Below are 14,568 nucleotides of genomic sequence, written 5' to 3'. Positions count from 1 at the left end.
GGTCCCTCCAGGGAGCCGACCGGGTCGGGCCCGCGGCGTGCGCGGGCCCGACCGGTGGTGCCGGGTCAGCCGTTGAGGATGGACTCGATCGTCGCGTCGAGCTCCTCGGCGATCGTCGTGACGTCACCGCCCTGGGCGATCTGCACGAGCGCGTCCTGGATGACGCGCTGCGTCTCGACGTCGCCCCACCGCGGGGTCGCCGGGGTGAGCTGGGCGTTGGCCGCGGCCTGCGCCGACGCCTGCGTGAACTCGTCGTCGGGCAGGGCCGAGGCGAGCGACTTCTTGGCCGGGATCATCGAGTTCTCGGCGAGGATCGTCTGGTACTCGTCCGACAGCATGATGATCAGGGCCTTCTTGGCCAGGTCCACGTTCGGCGACTTCGTCGCGACCGCGACGTTCGAGCCGCCGGCGAAGACCTTGGCCGTCTCGCCCGCCGTCGCGCCGGGCAGCGGGAAGGCGTGCAGGTCGGAGCCGAACGTGTCCGGGCAGCCCGGGGCCTCGGCGTCGGCCGGGGCCTGGATCGACCAGCGGATCCAGTTCGGGGCCGACAGGAACGTGGTCTGGCCCGCGCAGAACGGGACCTGCAGGTCGGCCTCGTCGCCGTCCTTGGGTGCGTTCGAGGCGTTGACCATGAGGTCCTGGACCTGCTCGAGGCCCGCGATGCCGCCCGCGGTGGAGAAGCCGGCCTCCCAGGTGCCGTCGTCCGCGGGCTCGGCGATGAAGCCGCCGTTCTCCCACACGAAGGGCAGGGCGTTGTACCAGTCCTGACCGGGGAACCACAGGCCCGAGCGCGCGTCGGTCTTGAGGGCCTTCGCCGTCTCGACGTACTCCTCGAGGGTCGTCGGCACGGGGGTGTCACCGAGCACCTGGGCGCTGTAGAACACGATGCGCGAGCCCGCGTAGTAGGGGGCGGCGTAGAACACGTCCTCCCACGTGCCGGCCTCGACGAAGCCGGGCAGCAGGTCGTCGCCGCCGAGGTCCTCGGCGATGTCGTCCAGCGACGTGAAGTAGCCCGCCGACGTGAACGTCGCGGCCTGCGTGTTGCCCACCTCGACCACGTCGGGCGAGTCGGAGGAGGCCAGGGCGGTCGTGAGCTTGTCGGTCAGGCCCGTCCAGGACTGCTCCTCGATGGTGAGCGTCGAGCCGGGGTTCTCGGACTCGAACGTCTCCTTCAGGTGCTCGCGCGCGGCGTCGGGGGTGTCGGTGCCGACGAGCCAGACACGGATCTCGGCACCTTCCGTGCCGCCGGACGCGGCGTCGGTGCTGCCGTCACCGGTGTCGCCCCCGCTCGAGCACGCGGTGAGCACGAGCGCGGCTGCCAGTCCGACGGCGCCGATACGTAGGATCTTCACGTTGGGGGTCCTCCCGTGTGCGAGGCGATCGTCACCACGACGTCGCCGGGGGTGGTGCTGCCGACTGCTGGACGTCGGCCCGGGGTCGTCACGTGACCCCGGGCCGACACCGGTCGCGCGGGGCCGTCACGTGACCCCGAGCTGACCGGACAGGACGAGCACGGCGGCGCCTGCCAGCGCCGCGTCCTCGTCGAGGGCTGCCATCCGCAACCGCAGGTCGTGCCCGACGACGGGCATCGTCCGGTCGCGGAGGGTGGTGCTCGCCGCCTCTCGCAGGGGTCCGTCGAGCAGCTCCGGGGGGCCGGAGAGCAGGACCTCGGCGAGGTTGAGCGCGCTGACGACGGGGGCCAGGGCGCGGCCCAGCATCCGTCCGACCGACGCCAGCGCGGCGTCGGCGTCCTCGGGGGGCAGACCGGCGGTGCGCCGCCGCAGGGCGGGCGCGCTCAGCACGGTCTCGAGGCAGCCGGTGCGTCCGCACGCGCACGGCTGCGGGGTCTCGCCGGGGGTGTCCTCGTCGACGACGGTGACGTGGCCGATCTCCCCGGCGGCGTGGCCGCGGCCGCGCACGAGCGCGCCGTCGACGAGCATCCCGGCGCCGACGCCCTGGCCGACGGTGACGATCATGGCGTTCGCGTCGGCGCCGCCGTACGTGTACTCCCCCAGCGCGCGGGTGTTGGCGTCGTTGGCGACGTGCACGGGCGCGCCGAGGACGGCGGACAGCCGTGCGGCGAGCGGCACGTCGTACCAGCCGCGGTTGGGTGCCTCGACGACGCGGCCGGTGTCGTCGATGATCCCGGGCGACGCGATGCCGACGCCGATGACGGGCCGCGTGGCACCGTCGACGAGCCGGCGGCACAGGTCCTCGACGAGCGTGACGGCGTCCGCCCCGGTCGCGCCGCCGCTGGCGACGTGCTCGCGGGTGACGACCTCGCCGACCAGGGTCATGACGGCGCCGTGGAGGGTCTCGTCGTCGGTGAGGTCGAGGACGACGACGTGGTGGTCGGCCGAGCGCAGGCCGACGAGGGTCGCGGGCTTGCCGACCTTGCCCTCGGCGCGGACGCCGAGCTCGGCGACCAGGCCCTCGGTGAGCAGGGCCGCGACGAGGTCCGAGACCGTGACGCGGGTCAGCCCGGTGCTGCGGGCGATGTCGGCGCGGGACGACGGGCCGTCGTGGAAGAGGTGGCCCAGGACGAGCGAGCGGTTGTGGGCGCGGGCGTGCTCGGGGAGCACCTTCGCGGTGGGTCGCAGCTGACGCTGGACCGGGCTCGCGGTGCGACCGGCGGCCGCCCTCGTCGACGTGGACATGTTTGTTAGTAGACCTTCCTTACTAATCCCCGTCAACGGTCCGGAGTGACCGTGATCACATCGTGACCGCGCGTTCACACGTCCGAGCGATGCCCGATACGTCCCGGCCACAGGGCTGCGGGCGGGGGGCCCGCGTACGCGGGCCAGCTTCGGCTGACACCTCGGAGAGTGGTCACTCCGACCGCCCGGGCGGCGCGAAGTGGTCACCCGTGCGACCACTTCCGTGCGTCAGCGGCGTGGGTCGAGGAGCCAGGCGCGGGCGCCTGCGTGCTGGACCGAGAGGGTGGCGCAGCGCATGCCGTCGGCCAGCGCGGCGAGCGGGTCGGTGCCGCGCGCGAGCGCCGCCGCCATCGCGCCGTGCAGCACGTCGCCCGCCCCCAGCGTGTCGACGACGCCGCCCGCGGGCACCGCGGGCGGACGCTGCGAGGACCGCGCGGGTGACCCGCCGGGCACCACCTGCAGCACCCGTACGGGCCCGGCGCCGGCGCTGCGCGCGACGAACCAGGGGCCGTGCGCCGCGACCTCGTCGAGCAGCGCGTCGATCGCCTCGTCCGACCCACCGCCAGGCCCACCCCCACCGTCAAGGCCGCCCGGGAGCTCGAGGTCCGCCGACAGCACCGCGAGGTCAACGGCCGCGAGCAGCTCCGCCGTGCCGGGCTTCCAGCTGCCGCCGTCGAGCAGCACGGGCACCCCGGCCGCGCGGGCGGCGACGGCCAGCGGCAGTGCGGCCGCCCCGTGGTGCCCGTCGACCAGGAGGGCACCGGCGCGGGCCAGCACGGCGTCGTCGGGCGGGGGCAGGTGCGGCACGCGCGCGCCGTTGACGGACACCACGGCGCGCTCCCCCGTCCCGCGCGTCACCAGCACGGTCGACACGGGCAGGACGCCCGGCACGTCGGGGACCAGGTCGACGACGTCGACCCCCGCCGCCGCCAGGCCGGCGCGCACCACGTCGGCGAGGACGCCGGACCCGAGCGCGGTCACGAGGGTCGTCGGCACCCCGAGCCCCACCGCGACGGCCGCCGCGTTGGCCGCGGGCCCGCCGAACGTGACGTCGAGGCCGTCGGCCACGACCTTCTCGTCCGGGGCAGGGAGGCGGTCGACGACCTGGGTGACGTCGAGGGTCGTCAGGCCGCAGCACACCAGCCGGTCACGCATGGGCGCATCCTCGCAGGCCCTCCGACCCGACGGGCCGGGTCCTCGGTTGTGAACGTTCACGGGACTTGAACGTTTCACACCGCTTTCAGGGGGTTCACCCGACATGTCCCGACGTGGTTCCCTCGGCGCGCAAGCGCTTCACCTATGAGAGGCAGGACATGTCCCGCAGACACCCGGTGGCACGACGCCCGATCCGCGTCGCGCTCGCCGCCGCCCTCGCGCTCGCGCTCGGCGGCACGCTCGGCCTGGCCTCGGCCGTCGGCGCGGCCGCAGCGAGCGTCGACACGAGCGCCTGGTACGTCCTGGTCAACCGCCAGAGCGGCAAGGTCATGGACGTCACCGGCTCGTCGACGGCCGACGCCGCGACCATCCAGCAGTGGCCGCGCAACGACGGGAACTGGCAGCAGTGGCAGTTCGTCGACTCCGGGTCCGGGTACTACCGGCTCAAGTCGCGGCACTCCGGCAAGGTCCTCGACCTGTGGGAGTGGTCGACCGCCGACCGCGGCCAGTTCCGTCAGTACACCGACCTCAACGCCACGAACCAGCAGTTCAAGCTCGCCGACTCGGCGAGCGGCGCGTACGTCCGGCTGCTCAACCGGCACTCCGGCAAGGCCGTGACGGTCACCGACCGCTCCACCGCCGACGGTGCGAGCGTCACCCAGCTGACGGACAACAACCAGTACAACCAGCAGTGGCAGCTGGTGAGGGTCGGGTCCGGCGGCAGCACCCCGACGACGGTGCCGACGACCGCACCGACGACCGCACCGACCACCTCGCCCACCACCGCCCCGCCGACGAGCAACGTGTCGTGGCCCTCGGCCACGGGGCAGCAGAAGGTGTCCGCGACCATCAAGGTCAGCGGCACGCTCGACGGCAAGAACGTGCGGTACTACGGCCTGTCCTCCGGCGACCAGGAGGAGGGTCAGCCGCCCATGTTCGAGCTGGCGGACGGCGCGACCATCAAGAACGTCATCCTCGGTACGGGCGCGGCCGACGGGATCCACTGCAAGGGCACCTGCACCATCCAGAACGTCTGGTGGGAGGACGTCGGCGAGGACGCGGCGACGTTCAAGGGCACGTCGTCCTCGCAGCGGATGACCGTCGACGGCGGCGGCGCACGCAAGGCGCACGACAAGGTGTTCCAGCACAACGGCCCGGGCACCTTCGTCATCAAGAACTTCCAGGTCTCCGACTTCGGCAAGCTCTACCGCTCGTGCGGCAACTGCTCCACGCAGCACGCCCGCTCGGTGCAGATCTCGAACGTCCAGGTCACGGCCCCGGGCAAGGCCCTGGTCGGGATCAACCCCAACCTCGGCGACCGGGCGACGATCTCCGGCGTGACCATCATCGGCGACTCGTCGAAGAAGATCGCGATCTGCGAGGAGTACCGGGGCGTGACCTCGGGCGAGCCGACGAAGGTCGGCTCCGGGCCCAGCACAGCGTGCGGGTACAGCACGTCGAGCATCACGTACCGCTGACGCGTCGGCCGACCGGCCGACCTCGAGCCCGCGGACGCGGGAGCCCGGGCGCGCGCCCCGGTTCCCGCGTCCGTCGGACGTCCCGTGCGGACGACACCCCGGGCCCCCTACGGTGGGCGGGAGACCCCCCGCCTGACCCCAGGAGACCCCCGTGCCGACGCCTCCCATCGACCCGACGACCACGAGCGCCTGGCAGGCCCTCACGGAGCACGAGGGCGCGCTGCGCCCCGACCTGCGCGGCTGGTTCGCCACCGACCCGACCCGTGCGCAGCGCCTGACCCTGCAGGTCGCCGACCTCACCGTCGACCTGTCGAAGAACCTCGTCACCGACGAGACGCTCGCGCTGCTCGCGCGCCTGGCCGACGAGGTCCGCCTCACCGACCGGTTCGAGGCGATGCTGGCCGGCGAGCACATCAACGTCACCGAGGACCGCGCCGTCCTGCACACCGCGCTGCGCCGGCCGGCGGAGGCCTCACCGCCGCTCGTCGTGGACGGGCAGCAGATCGACGACGACGTGCAGGCCGCGCTCGGCGAGGTCATGGCGTTCGCCGAGAAGGTCCGCTCGGGCGAGTGGACCGGGGTGACCGGCGCGGCCGTCCGCACGGTCGTCAACATCGGCATCGGCGGCTCCGACCTGGGGCCCGTCATGGTGTACGAGGCGCTCGAGCCGTACGTCGCGGACGACCTCGAGGTGCGGTTCGTCTCGAACATCGACCCCACCGACCTCGCGCAGAAGACCGCGGGCCTCGACCCCACGACGACCCTGTTCGTCGTCGCGTCGAAGACGTTCACCACCCTCGAGACGCTCACGAACGCGCGCCTGGCGCGGCAGTGGCTCTGGGACGCGCTCCTCGCGGGCGGGCACATCGCCGACACCGACGAGGCGCGCACGGGTGCCGTCGCCCAGCACTTCGTCGCCGTGTCGACGGCGCTCGACAAGGTCGCGGACTTCGGCATCGACCCGACCAACGCGTTCGGCTTCTGGGACTGGGTCGGTGGCCGCTACTCCGTCGACTCGGCCATCGGCACGTCGCTGGCCATCGCGATCGGCGCCGACGCGTTCGGTGACCTGCTCGCCGGCTTCCACGCCGTCGACGAGCACGCGCGCACGACGCCCGTCGCGCAGAACGTGCCGTTCCTCATGGGCCTGCTCAACGTCTGGTACGTGAACTTCCTCGGCGCGCACACGCACGCCGTGCTGCCGTACGCGCAGCAGCTGCACCGCTTCCCCGCCTACCTCCAGCAGCTCACCATGGAGTCCAACGGCAAGTCGGTGCGCTGGGACGGCACGCCCGTCACCACGCAGACCGGCGAGGTGTTCTGGGGCGAGCCCGGCACCAACGGCCAGCACGCGTTCTACCAGCTCATCCACCAGGGCACGCGGCTGATCCCCGCCGACTTCATCGCCGTGGCCAACCCCGCGTACCCGCTGCGCGACGGCGGCACCGACGTCCACGCCCTGTTCCTCGCCAACTTCTTCGCGCAGACCAAGGCGCTCGCGTTCGGCAAGACCGCCGACGAGGTCCGCGCCGAGGGCACCGCGGAGGAGATCGTGCCCGCACGCGTGTTCTCCGGGAACCGGCCGACCACCTCGATCCTGGCGCCTGCGCTCACGCCGTCCGTCGTGGGGCAGCTCATCGCGCTCTACGAGCACATCACGTTCGCGCAGGGCGTCGTGTGGGGCATCGACTCGTTCGACCAGTGGGGCGTCGAGCTGGGCAAGAAGCTCGCGACCGAGATCGCGCCCGCGGTCACCGGGGACGCCGACGCGCTCGCCGCGCAGGACCCGTCGACGCGCGCGCTCATCGAGCGCTACCTGGAGCTGCGCGCCTGACCGCACCTGACCGGACCCCGGTCGCACCACGACGACCCGCGGATCATGTGGCTCACCCGGAGGCGTGAGCCACGAGACCCGCGGGTCGTCGCGCGTGATGTCGGCGGTGCCGTGAGTAGGTCGGCAGGCAGGTGACCGCACCGGGCGTGGCGCTGCCCGTGCCCTGGAACCCGAGCTCCGTCGACGCATCCCGTCGACGTCGGGGTGGGCTGGGGCTGGGCGTCGGGGTCGGGTCGGACGAGGGCGTCGGGGTCGGCGTGGCCCGCCGACGAGCGCGAGCGCACGCTGCGCCGCGGGCAGCCACGTCGCCAGCATCCGGGCGCCCGGTCGAGCGTGCCGCCCAGGGGCCGCCCGGCGGGACCGTCGGACCGTCTCGGCGGTCGACCTCCTCGCCCCCCGGCCGTGGCAGGCTGGCGTCCGGGACCGCGGGACGGGCCCGGGACGGGAGGTGGCGAGGTGGCCGAGCCGCAGGGACGCGTGCGCGTCGACGCCTGGATCTGGGCGGTCCGCCTGTTCGCCACCCGGTCCGCCGCCGCTGCCGCGTGCCGCGCGGGGCACGTGCGCGTCAACGGCGACCGCGCCAAGCCGGCCACGCAGGTCGTCCCGGGCGACGAGGTGCAGGTGCGCGGCGGTGCCCGGGAGCGGCTCGTCGTGGTCCACCGTCTGCTCGTCAAGCGGGTGTCGGCCGAGGTCGCGCAGGCCTCCTACCTCGACCGCTCCCCCGTGCCGCCGCCACGGTCCCAGGTCGCGGTCGCGGCGCAGCGGGACCGCGGCGCAGGCCGCCCCACCAAGCGCGAGCGGCGCGCCATCGAGCGGTTGCGCGGGCACTGAGCCCGCCGGTCAGGGCACCCGCGGCACCCCGGCGATCGTCGTCATCCAGGCCCGGACCCCGGTCTGCTCCAGCAGGTCGTCGACGCGGGGGCTGACCGCGACGAGCCGCAGCGGCACCCCGCCCGCGGCGGCGTCCCGTGCCAGGCGCACCAGTACGGACAGGCCGCTCGAGTCGAGGAACGTCACGGCGCCCGCGTCCACCTCGACGAGCTGCACCTGCGGGTCGTCGAGCGCCCCCCACAGGGCCGGCGCGTCGCGCTCGCGCACCAGGAGGTCGACGCCGCCGTCGAGCACCACGCGCAGCACGGGCCCGTCGCGGCGCACGACCAGGCGGCCGTCGGCTGCCCCTCGTCGCGCGTCCACCGGCAGAGTGTGCCGCGCCACACCGCGTCGATGCACGCCGACGCGCGCGCTCCCCTCCCTGCCCCTGGCCTTCCGTGGGCCCTGCACCCTCGGTCTGGCGAGACCGAGGAACCCGGCACTCGACCCGGAAACCCTCGGTCTCGCGAGACCGAGAAAACCGGCACTCCGACACCCCGAAACCTCGGTCTCGCCAGACCGAGAAAACCGGCACTCCGACACCCCGAAACCTCGGTCTCGCCAGACCGAGAAAACCGGCACTCCGACACCCGGAAACCTCGGTCTCGCCAGACCGAGGAGCCCGGGTGCGCGGCACCTCGGCCGCCGACGTCGGTGGGTGGGGGCATCCTGGAGCGGTGACCGCCAACCCCGCGACCGGCGACGCGCACGTCGTCGTCGCCTGCCCACCGGGGCTGGACGTGCGGCGCACGGTCGTGCGCCTGCGGCGCGGGGCGGGCGACCCGACGTGGGCGTGGGCGCCGGACGCCGTGTGGCACGCCGCGCGGCGGGCCACCGGCGAGGCGACGCTCCGGCTGCGCGCCGTGCCCGGGGGCGTGCGCGCCGACGCGTGGGGACCCGGGGCCGCGGCGTTGCTCGCCGACGTGCCGGGGCTGATCGGCCTGCACGACGACCCCGAGGGCTTCGCCGCGCACCTGCACCCGGTGGTGGCGCGGGCGCACCGTGCGCACGCCGGCATGCGGCTCGCACGCGGCGGCGACGTGTGGTCGGCGGTCGTGACCGCGGTCCTGGAGCAGCGGGTCGTCGGGGTCGATGCGCTGGCGTCGTGGCGGAGGCTCGTCGCACGGCACGGCACCGTCGCCCCCGGCCCCGCACCGCCGGGGCTGCGGGTGGCCCCGCCCCCGCGGGTGTGGGGGGCGCTGCCCGTGTGGGAGTGGCGCACGGCGGGCGTCGACGCGCAGCGGTCCGACACGGTGCGCCGGGCCGCCGCGGTGGCCCACGCGTTCCGGGCCGACCTGCCGCCCGTCGAGCTCGCGCGGCGCCTGGCGACCGTGCGCGGCATCGGCCCGTGGACGACGGCCGAGGTGACCGCACGAGCGCTCGGCGACCCCGACGCCGTGCAGGTCGGCGACGCGCACCTGCCCCACCTCGTCGGCTGGGCGCTCACGGGGCGCCGCGCGGACGACGCGGGCATGCTCCACCTGCTCGCGCCCTGGCAGGGTCAGCGCCAGCGGGTCCTCGTGCTGCTCGGCGCGGCCCACGGTGCACGACCGCCCGCGTACGGTCCCCGCGCGCCGCGCGCGCTGCCCCTGCGGTGACGGTGACCTGACGCTGCGCCGACGCTTCGCCGACGCTTCGCCGACGCCGTGCGGCCGCCCGTGGGCGGACGTGCCCGCGCGCGGCCGCGCGGCGATACTGAGCCAGGACCGATCCGCACCCGCACCCTGGAGGACCCCATGGCCCACGAGCCCACCGCGCGCCCGACCGACGCCCCGCCGGAGGCCCCCTCGCGCGCCGCGACCGGTCTGCTGTGCCTCCTGCTGTTCGCCGGCGCGTTCGTGCTGCTGACGCTCGGGTTCGACGCGGACGGGTCGACCGGGCCGTGGCTCGTCACGGGCGGGATCCTGGCGTTCAGCCTCGCCTTCGGGATCCCCACGACGATCCTGCCGGCGCTCGAGGAGCGCGGCCGCCGGTGACCGCACCGGCCACCCCGACCAGCCTGGTGCTCGTGCGCCACGGCGAGAGCGTCGGCAACGTCGCGGCGACCCGGGCCGACCGGGAGGAGGCGCTGGTCGTCGACGTCGCGACCCGTGACGCCGACACCCCGCTGTCGGACCGCGGCCGCGAGCAGGCGCGCGCGCTCGGGGCCTGGATCGCGGCGCTGCCGCCGGACCAGCGCCCCGAGGTGGTGTGGTGCTCGCCGTACGTGCGCACGCAGCAGACCGCGCAGCTCGCGCTCGAGGTGGCCGGCCTGGACCTCCCCGTGCGCACCGACGAACGGCTGCGCGACCGCGAGCTGGGCATCCTCGACCGCCTGACGTGGCGCGGCGTGCAGGCGCGCCACCCCGAGGAGGCGGAGCGTCGGCGGCACCTCGGCAAGATGTACCACCGCCCGCCGGGCGGCGAGTCGTGGGCGGACGTGGCGCTGCGCCTGCGGGCGGCGCTCGGCGACCTGGAGGGCCGCGACGCCGGACGACGCGTCCTGGTCGTCGTGCACGACGCCGTGGTCATGCTGCTGCGGTACGTGCTGGAGGAGCTGACCGAGGACGCGCTCATGGGCGTGATCCGCGAGCGCAGCGTCCGCAACGCGTCGGTCACCCGCCTGGACCGGGTCGACGACGCCTGGCTCCTGGCGGTGTTCGACGACGTCGCGCACCTCGAGGCGCTCGACGCCGCGATCACCGAGCACGAGGGGACGGGGGACACCGGTGGCTGACGTGCTGAGCCCTGCCCTGCTGCGTGAGCACCCCCTGCCCGAGCCGACGGGGGGCAAGGACGCGCGGGGCGGCGTGCTGGTGCTCGGTGGTGCGCGGGCGACGCCGGGTGCGGTCCTGCTCGCCGGGCGCGCGGCGCTGCGCGTCGGCGCGGGACGCCTGACGCTGGGCGTCGCCGCGTCGGTCGCGGGCCCGCTGGCCGTCGCGTTCCCCGAGGCGGGCGTCCTGGGGCTGCCGGAGGACGCCGACGGCGCCGTCACGGGTCCGGGCGACGCGCTGGGGCGTGAGCTCGACCGCGCCGACGTGGTCGTCGTGGGGCCCGGCCTCGACGCGCCGGAGGGGACGCTGGCCCTGCTGCGGGCGGTGGTCGCGGGTGCGCCGGGCACCACCCCGCTGGTGCTCGACGCGTTCGCGCTCGGGGTGCTGCGCGACGCCCCCGACGTGCGTGACGCGGTCCGCGGGCGCGCCGTCCTGACGCCCAACGCGGCCGAGGCCCGCCGCCTGCTCGGCGAGGACCCCGCCGACGCGCCCGACGAGGGTGCGGACGACGACGACCCCGTGGCGGCCCGGCTCGCCGACGCGTACGGCACGGTCGTGGTGTGCGCGGGCGTGGTCGCGGAGCCCGGGGGGCGTCGGTGGCGCTCGTCGACGGGCTACTCGGGGCTGGGGACGTCCGGGAGCGGCGACGTGCTGGCGGGTGCGATCGGCGGGCTGCTCGCCCGCGGCGCGACCCTGGCGCAGGCCGCCTGCTTCGGCACCGAGGCGCACGGCGTGGCGGGTGACCGGCTCGCCGCTGCGGTCGGCCCGCTCGGCTACCTCGCGCGCGAGCTCGTCGACGAGCTGCCGGCCGTGCTCGTGGGGCTGCGGACGCGCTGAACCCCGCGCCCACCCTCCCGACCGGCGGACACCCCGCCCGCGGTGTCGGTGGCATGCCGCACACTTGTCCCGTGGACACACCGCGCATGAACGTCGAGTCGTTCAACCTGGACCACCGCACCGTCGTCGCGCCGTACATCCGGCTCGCGGACCTCAAGGAGCTCCCCCACGGGGACGTCATCTCCAAGTTCGACGTCCGCTTCACGCAGCCGAACGTCGGCCACCTCGAGATGGACGCCGTCCACTCCCTCGAGCACCTGTTCGCCGAGCACTCGCGCAACCACTCCGGGCGCGTGCTCGACTTCTCCCCCATGGGCTGCCAGACGGGCTTCTACCTCATGCTCGAGGGCCGCTGGGAGCTCGAGGACGTCGCGGAGCTCGTCGCGGCCACGCTCACGGACGTCGTCGGCGCCGACGAGGTGCCCGCAGCGAACGAGGTGCAGTGCGGCTGGGGTGCGAACCACACGCTCACGGGTGCGCAGGAGGTCGCGCGCACGTTCCTCGCGGCCCGCGACGAGTGGAGCTCGGTGACGGCGTGAGCCTCGCCAGCGAGCGCCCGGCGCTGTCCGCGCTGCCCGGTGCGCGCGTCGACGCGGTCGTCGTCACGGCGATGGGCGTCGAGGCGTCCCCGTTCCTGGACCGCGCGTCGGCCGTCGGCGACGAGGTCGAGGTCACCGGCGCGCGGCGTCGCGTCCTGGACCTCGGCGGGCCGCGCGTGCTGCTCGTCACGTGCGGCATCGGCCTGGTCAACGCGGCGACGGCCGCGGCCCTCGCGCTGCAGGGCTCGGGTGCGCGCGTCGTGCTCAGCGCCGGGTCGGCAGGCGGCATGGGCCTCGACGTCCGCGTCGGCGACGTGGTCGTCGGGGCGACGACGGTGTACGGCGCGGCGGACGCACGCGTCTTCGGGTACGCGCCGGGTCAGGTCCCGGGCATGCCGGCGCGCTTCGACGCCGACCCGGCCCTGCTGGCCGCGGCGGCCCGTCTCGACGTGGGCGAGCTCACGGTCCGCACCGGCACCATCCTGTCGAGCGACGTGTTCGTCGACGCCGAGCGGGTCGTGGGGCTGCGCGCGACGTTCCCCGACGCGCTCGCGTGCGACATGGAGTCGACCGCACTCGCCCACACCGCGCACCTGGCGGGCGTGCCGTTCCTGTCGGTGCGCGGCATCTCCGACCTGTGCGGCCCGATCGCGGGCGTGGACTTCAGCGCGCACGTCGACGACGCCGCCGAGCGGTCCGCCACGGTCGTGCTCGGTCTGCTCGACGCTGCGCTGGCGACCGCCTGACGGACCGCGCCCCACGGACGCGGTGAGTTCCGGCGTCGGGGGCGGTCGGTAGGGAATGACGTCGACCCGAGGGCGGTTGGCGTCACAGACTGTCCGGGCGCGTGACCCCACCCGCGCCGGCCGACCCGCCCCACCAGGGCCCAGACGTGACAGGCGACCTCGTGACCGATCGCACCGTACCCACCGCCGTGGCGGACCCGCCCGCCGACGCACCCGACGCACCCGACGCGATGTCGGCCCGCGACCGCCTCGCGGTCGCGCTGCTCCTGGTGTCGACGTTCGTCGTCATCCTCAACGAGACGATCATGGGCGTCGCGCTCCCGCGCCTCATGGACGACCTCGCGATCACCGCAGGCACCGCGCAGTGGCTGACCACCGCGTTCCTGCTGACGATGGCCGTGGTCATCCCCGTCACCGGGTTCTTCCTCCAGCGGACCACGACGCGGGCGGCGTTCCTGACGGCCATGGGCCTGTTCTCGCTCGGCACGCTCGTGTGCGCGCTGTCCCCCGGCTTCGAGATGCTGCTCGCCGGTCGCGTGGTCCAGGCCACGGGGACCGCGATCATGCTGCCGCTGCTGATGACGACCGTCATGACGGTGACCCCGCCCGCCACCCGCGGGCGGACCATGGGCAACATCTCCATCGTCATCTCGGTGGCCCCGGCTCTCGGGCCCACGATCTCCGGCCTGATCCTGTCGGTGCTCGACTGGCGGTGGATGTTCGGGCTGGTGCTGCCGGTCGCGCTCGGCGCGCTCGCGCTCGGCGCCGCGCGGCTGCCGAACGTGACCGAGCCGCGCTGGGCCCGTGTCGACGTCCCGTCGGTGCTCCTGTCGGCCTTCGCCTTCGGCGGGATCGTCCTGGGCATGTCCCGCATCGGCGAGGCCGTGCAGGGCGGTGTGCAGCCGATCACGGTCGGTGCGCTCGTCGGCGGCGCGGCTGCGCTCGGGATCTTCATCGCGCGGCAGCTGCGGCTGCAGCGCACCGACGACGCGCTGCTCGACCTGCGCACGTTCCGCTCCCGCACGTTCGCGGTGGGCGTCGGGCTGATGGCCGTGATGATGATGGCGCTGTTCGGCGTCATCATCATGCTGCCCATCTACGCGCAGGACGTGCTGGGCCTCGACACCCTGCGCACGGGCCTGATGCTGCTGCCCGGCGGGCTGCTCATGGGGCTCCTCGCACCCGCCGTGGGCCGTGCGTACGACAGGGTGGGGCCGCGCCCGCTGCTCGTCCCGGGGACGGTCCTCGTCAGCCTGTCGGCCTGGGGCATGGCGCTGCTGCTCGACGTGGGGACCTCGCCGTGGCTGCTGGTCGCCGCGCACCTGACGATGTCGGCGGGCCTGGCGCTGGTGTTCACGCCGCTGTTCACCTCCGCCCTCGGGTCCGTCCCGCGCGAGCGGTACTCCCACGGCTCCGCGGTGATCGGGACGGTCCAGCAGGTCGCGGGCGCGGCCGGCACGGCGCTGTTCATCACGGTCCTGTCCGCGACGGCGGCCGGCCTGGCCGCCGACGGGGCGTCCGAGGTCGTCGCGACGGCGGGCGGCGTGCACGCCGCGTTCCTCGTCGGCGCGGTCGTCACGCTGCCGGCGATCGCCGCGGCCTTCGCGATCCGACCCGCCCCCGCCGGGCACGACGCCCCCGCTCACCACTGAGTCGAGTCCCCACGGGTCGCAGTCCCACCGGGCCGCGTCCCCACCGG

The 14,568-nt window shown here is 74.8% G+C and carries 14 protein-coding genes; 10 read left to right on the top strand and 4 right to left on the bottom strand.

The window, feature by feature from the left end; all coding sequences use genetic code 11:
- Positions 1-65 precede the first annotated feature (65 nt).
- The 3 genes from OKX07_RS07125 to OKX07_RS07115 form a co-directional block, all read right to left on the bottom strand.
- Positions 66-1,352: a sugar ABC transporter substrate-binding protein gene (locus OKX07_RS07125; RefSeq protein ID WP_265631140.1), complete on the bottom strand. Its 1,287-nt coding sequence runs from the start codon at positions 1,350-1,352 to the stop codon at positions 66-68.
- 126 nt (positions 1,353-1,478) lie between these two features.
- Positions 1,479-2,657 carry an ROK family transcriptional regulator gene (locus tag OKX07_RS07120; RefSeq protein ID WP_265631139.1) on the bottom strand — a complete coding sequence of 393 codons (1,179 nt, stop codon included), beginning with the start codon at positions 2,655-2,657 and terminating at the stop codon, positions 1,479-1,481.
- 228 nt (positions 2,658-2,885) lie between these two features.
- Positions 2,886-3,812 carry a PfkB family carbohydrate kinase gene (locus OKX07_RS07115; RefSeq protein WP_265631138.1) on the bottom strand — a complete coding sequence of 309 codons (927 nt, stop codon included), beginning with the start codon at positions 3,810-3,812 and terminating at the stop codon, positions 2,886-2,888.
- Between the two features lie 176 nt (positions 3,813-3,988).
- On the opposite strand from OKX07_RS07115, the gene OKX07_RS07110 reads away from it, so the two are divergent.
- From OKX07_RS07110 to OKX07_RS07100, 3 genes are all read left to right on the top strand, one after another.
- The gene (locus tag OKX07_RS07110; RefSeq protein WP_322746831.1) at positions 3,989-5,290 is read left to right on the top strand and encodes a pectate lyase; all 1,302 of its coding nucleotides are present in this window, start codon (positions 3,989-3,991) and stop codon (positions 5,288-5,290) included.
- A 151-nt stretch (positions 5,291-5,441) separates the two neighbouring features.
- Positions 5,442-7,124 carry a glucose-6-phosphate isomerase gene (gene pgi / locus OKX07_RS07105; protein ID WP_265631136.1) on the top strand — a complete coding sequence of 561 codons (1,683 nt, stop codon included), beginning with the start codon at positions 5,442-5,444 and terminating at the stop codon, positions 7,122-7,124.
- Between the two features lie 456 nt (positions 7,125-7,580).
- Complete coding sequence (locus OKX07_RS07100; protein WP_265631135.1) at positions 7,581-7,955, top strand: RNA-binding S4 domain-containing protein; 375 nt, start codon at positions 7,581-7,583, stop codon at positions 7,953-7,955.
- A gap of 9 nt (positions 7,956-7,964) precedes the next feature.
- Here OKX07_RS07100 and OKX07_RS07095 read toward each other — a convergent pair whose 3' ends face one another.
- Positions 7,965-8,318, bottom strand: a complete 354-nt coding sequence (locus OKX07_RS07095) for an STAS domain-containing protein (protein WP_265631134.1) — start codon at positions 8,316-8,318, stop codon at positions 7,965-7,967.
- A 353-nt stretch (positions 8,319-8,671) separates the two neighbouring features.
- Between OKX07_RS07095 and OKX07_RS07090 the strand changes: the two genes are divergently transcribed.
- The 7 genes from OKX07_RS07090 (at position 8,672) to OKX07_RS07060 (ending at position 14,521) form a co-directional block, all read left to right on the top strand.
- Positions 8,672-9,592, top strand: coding sequence for a DNA-3-methyladenine glycosylase family protein (locus tag OKX07_RS07090; RefSeq protein ID WP_265631133.1), 921 nt, complete (start codon positions 8,672-8,674; stop codon positions 9,590-9,592).
- Between the two features lie 138 nt (positions 9,593-9,730).
- Positions 9,731-9,970 (top strand): hypothetical protein, encoded by a 240-nt coding sequence (locus OKX07_RS07085; RefSeq protein WP_265631132.1) that lies wholly within the window; start codon positions 9,731-9,733, stop codon positions 9,968-9,970.
- Positions 9,967-10,710 carry a histidine phosphatase family protein gene (locus OKX07_RS07080; protein WP_265631131.1) on the top strand — a complete coding sequence of 248 codons (744 nt, stop codon included), beginning with the start codon at positions 9,967-9,969 and terminating at the stop codon, positions 10,708-10,710. The genes OKX07_RS07085 and OKX07_RS07080 overlap by 4 nt, the downstream gene beginning before the upstream one ends.
- Entirely contained in the window at positions 10,703-11,584 is an 882-nt protein-coding gene (locus tag OKX07_RS07075; RefSeq protein ID WP_265631130.1) for an NAD(P)H-hydrate dehydratase, read from the top strand. Before OKX07_RS07080 ends, OKX07_RS07075 begins: the two co-directional genes overlap by 8 nt.
- 86 nt (positions 11,585-11,670) lie before the next feature.
- Positions 11,671-12,123, top strand: a complete 453-nt coding sequence (locus OKX07_RS07070) for an S-ribosylhomocysteine lyase (RefSeq protein WP_265631843.1) — start codon at positions 11,671-11,673, stop codon at positions 12,121-12,123.
- Positions 12,120-12,869: a 5'-methylthioadenosine/S-adenosylhomocysteine nucleosidase gene (mtnN, locus tag OKX07_RS07065; protein WP_265631129.1), complete on the top strand. Its 750-nt coding sequence runs from the start codon at positions 12,120-12,122 to the stop codon at positions 12,867-12,869. The genes OKX07_RS07070 and mtnN overlap by 4 nt, the downstream gene beginning before the upstream one ends.
- Before the next feature lie 161 nt (positions 12,870-13,030).
- On the top strand, positions 13,031-14,521 hold the full coding sequence (locus OKX07_RS07060) for a DHA2 family efflux MFS transporter permease subunit (protein ID WP_416220839.1): 1,491 nt from the start codon (positions 13,031-13,033) through the stop codon (positions 14,519-14,521).
- Positions 14,522-14,568: the final 47 nt, after the last annotated feature.

Origin of the sequence: Cellulomonas sp. S1-8 (genome assembly GCF_026184235.1) — a bacterium.
Classification (GTDB): domain Bacteria; phylum Actinomycetota; class Actinomycetes; order Actinomycetales; family Cellulomonadaceae; genus Cellulomonas.
This window is presented reverse-complemented; position numbering and strand designations above follow the sequence as displayed.

What these genes read in the sequence shown, in the direction of transcription:
- OKX07_RS07085 (WP_265631132.1), top strand. Translation starts at nt 9,731, where the DNA reads ATGGCCCACGAGCCCACCGCGCGCCCGACCGACGCCCCGCCGGAGGCC.
- OKX07_RS07115 (WP_265631138.1), bottom strand. Translation starts at nt 3,812, where the DNA reads ATGCGTGACCGGCTGGTGTGCTGCGGCCTGACGACCCTCGACGTCACC.
- OKX07_RS07120 (WP_265631139.1), bottom strand. Translation starts at nt 2,657, where the DNA reads ATGTCCACGTCGACGAGGGCGGCCGCCGGTCGCACCGCGAGCCCGGTC.
- OKX07_RS07070 (WP_265631843.1), top strand. Translation starts at nt 11,671, where the DNA reads ATGAACGTCGAGTCGTTCAACCTGGACCACCGCACCGTCGTCGCGCCG.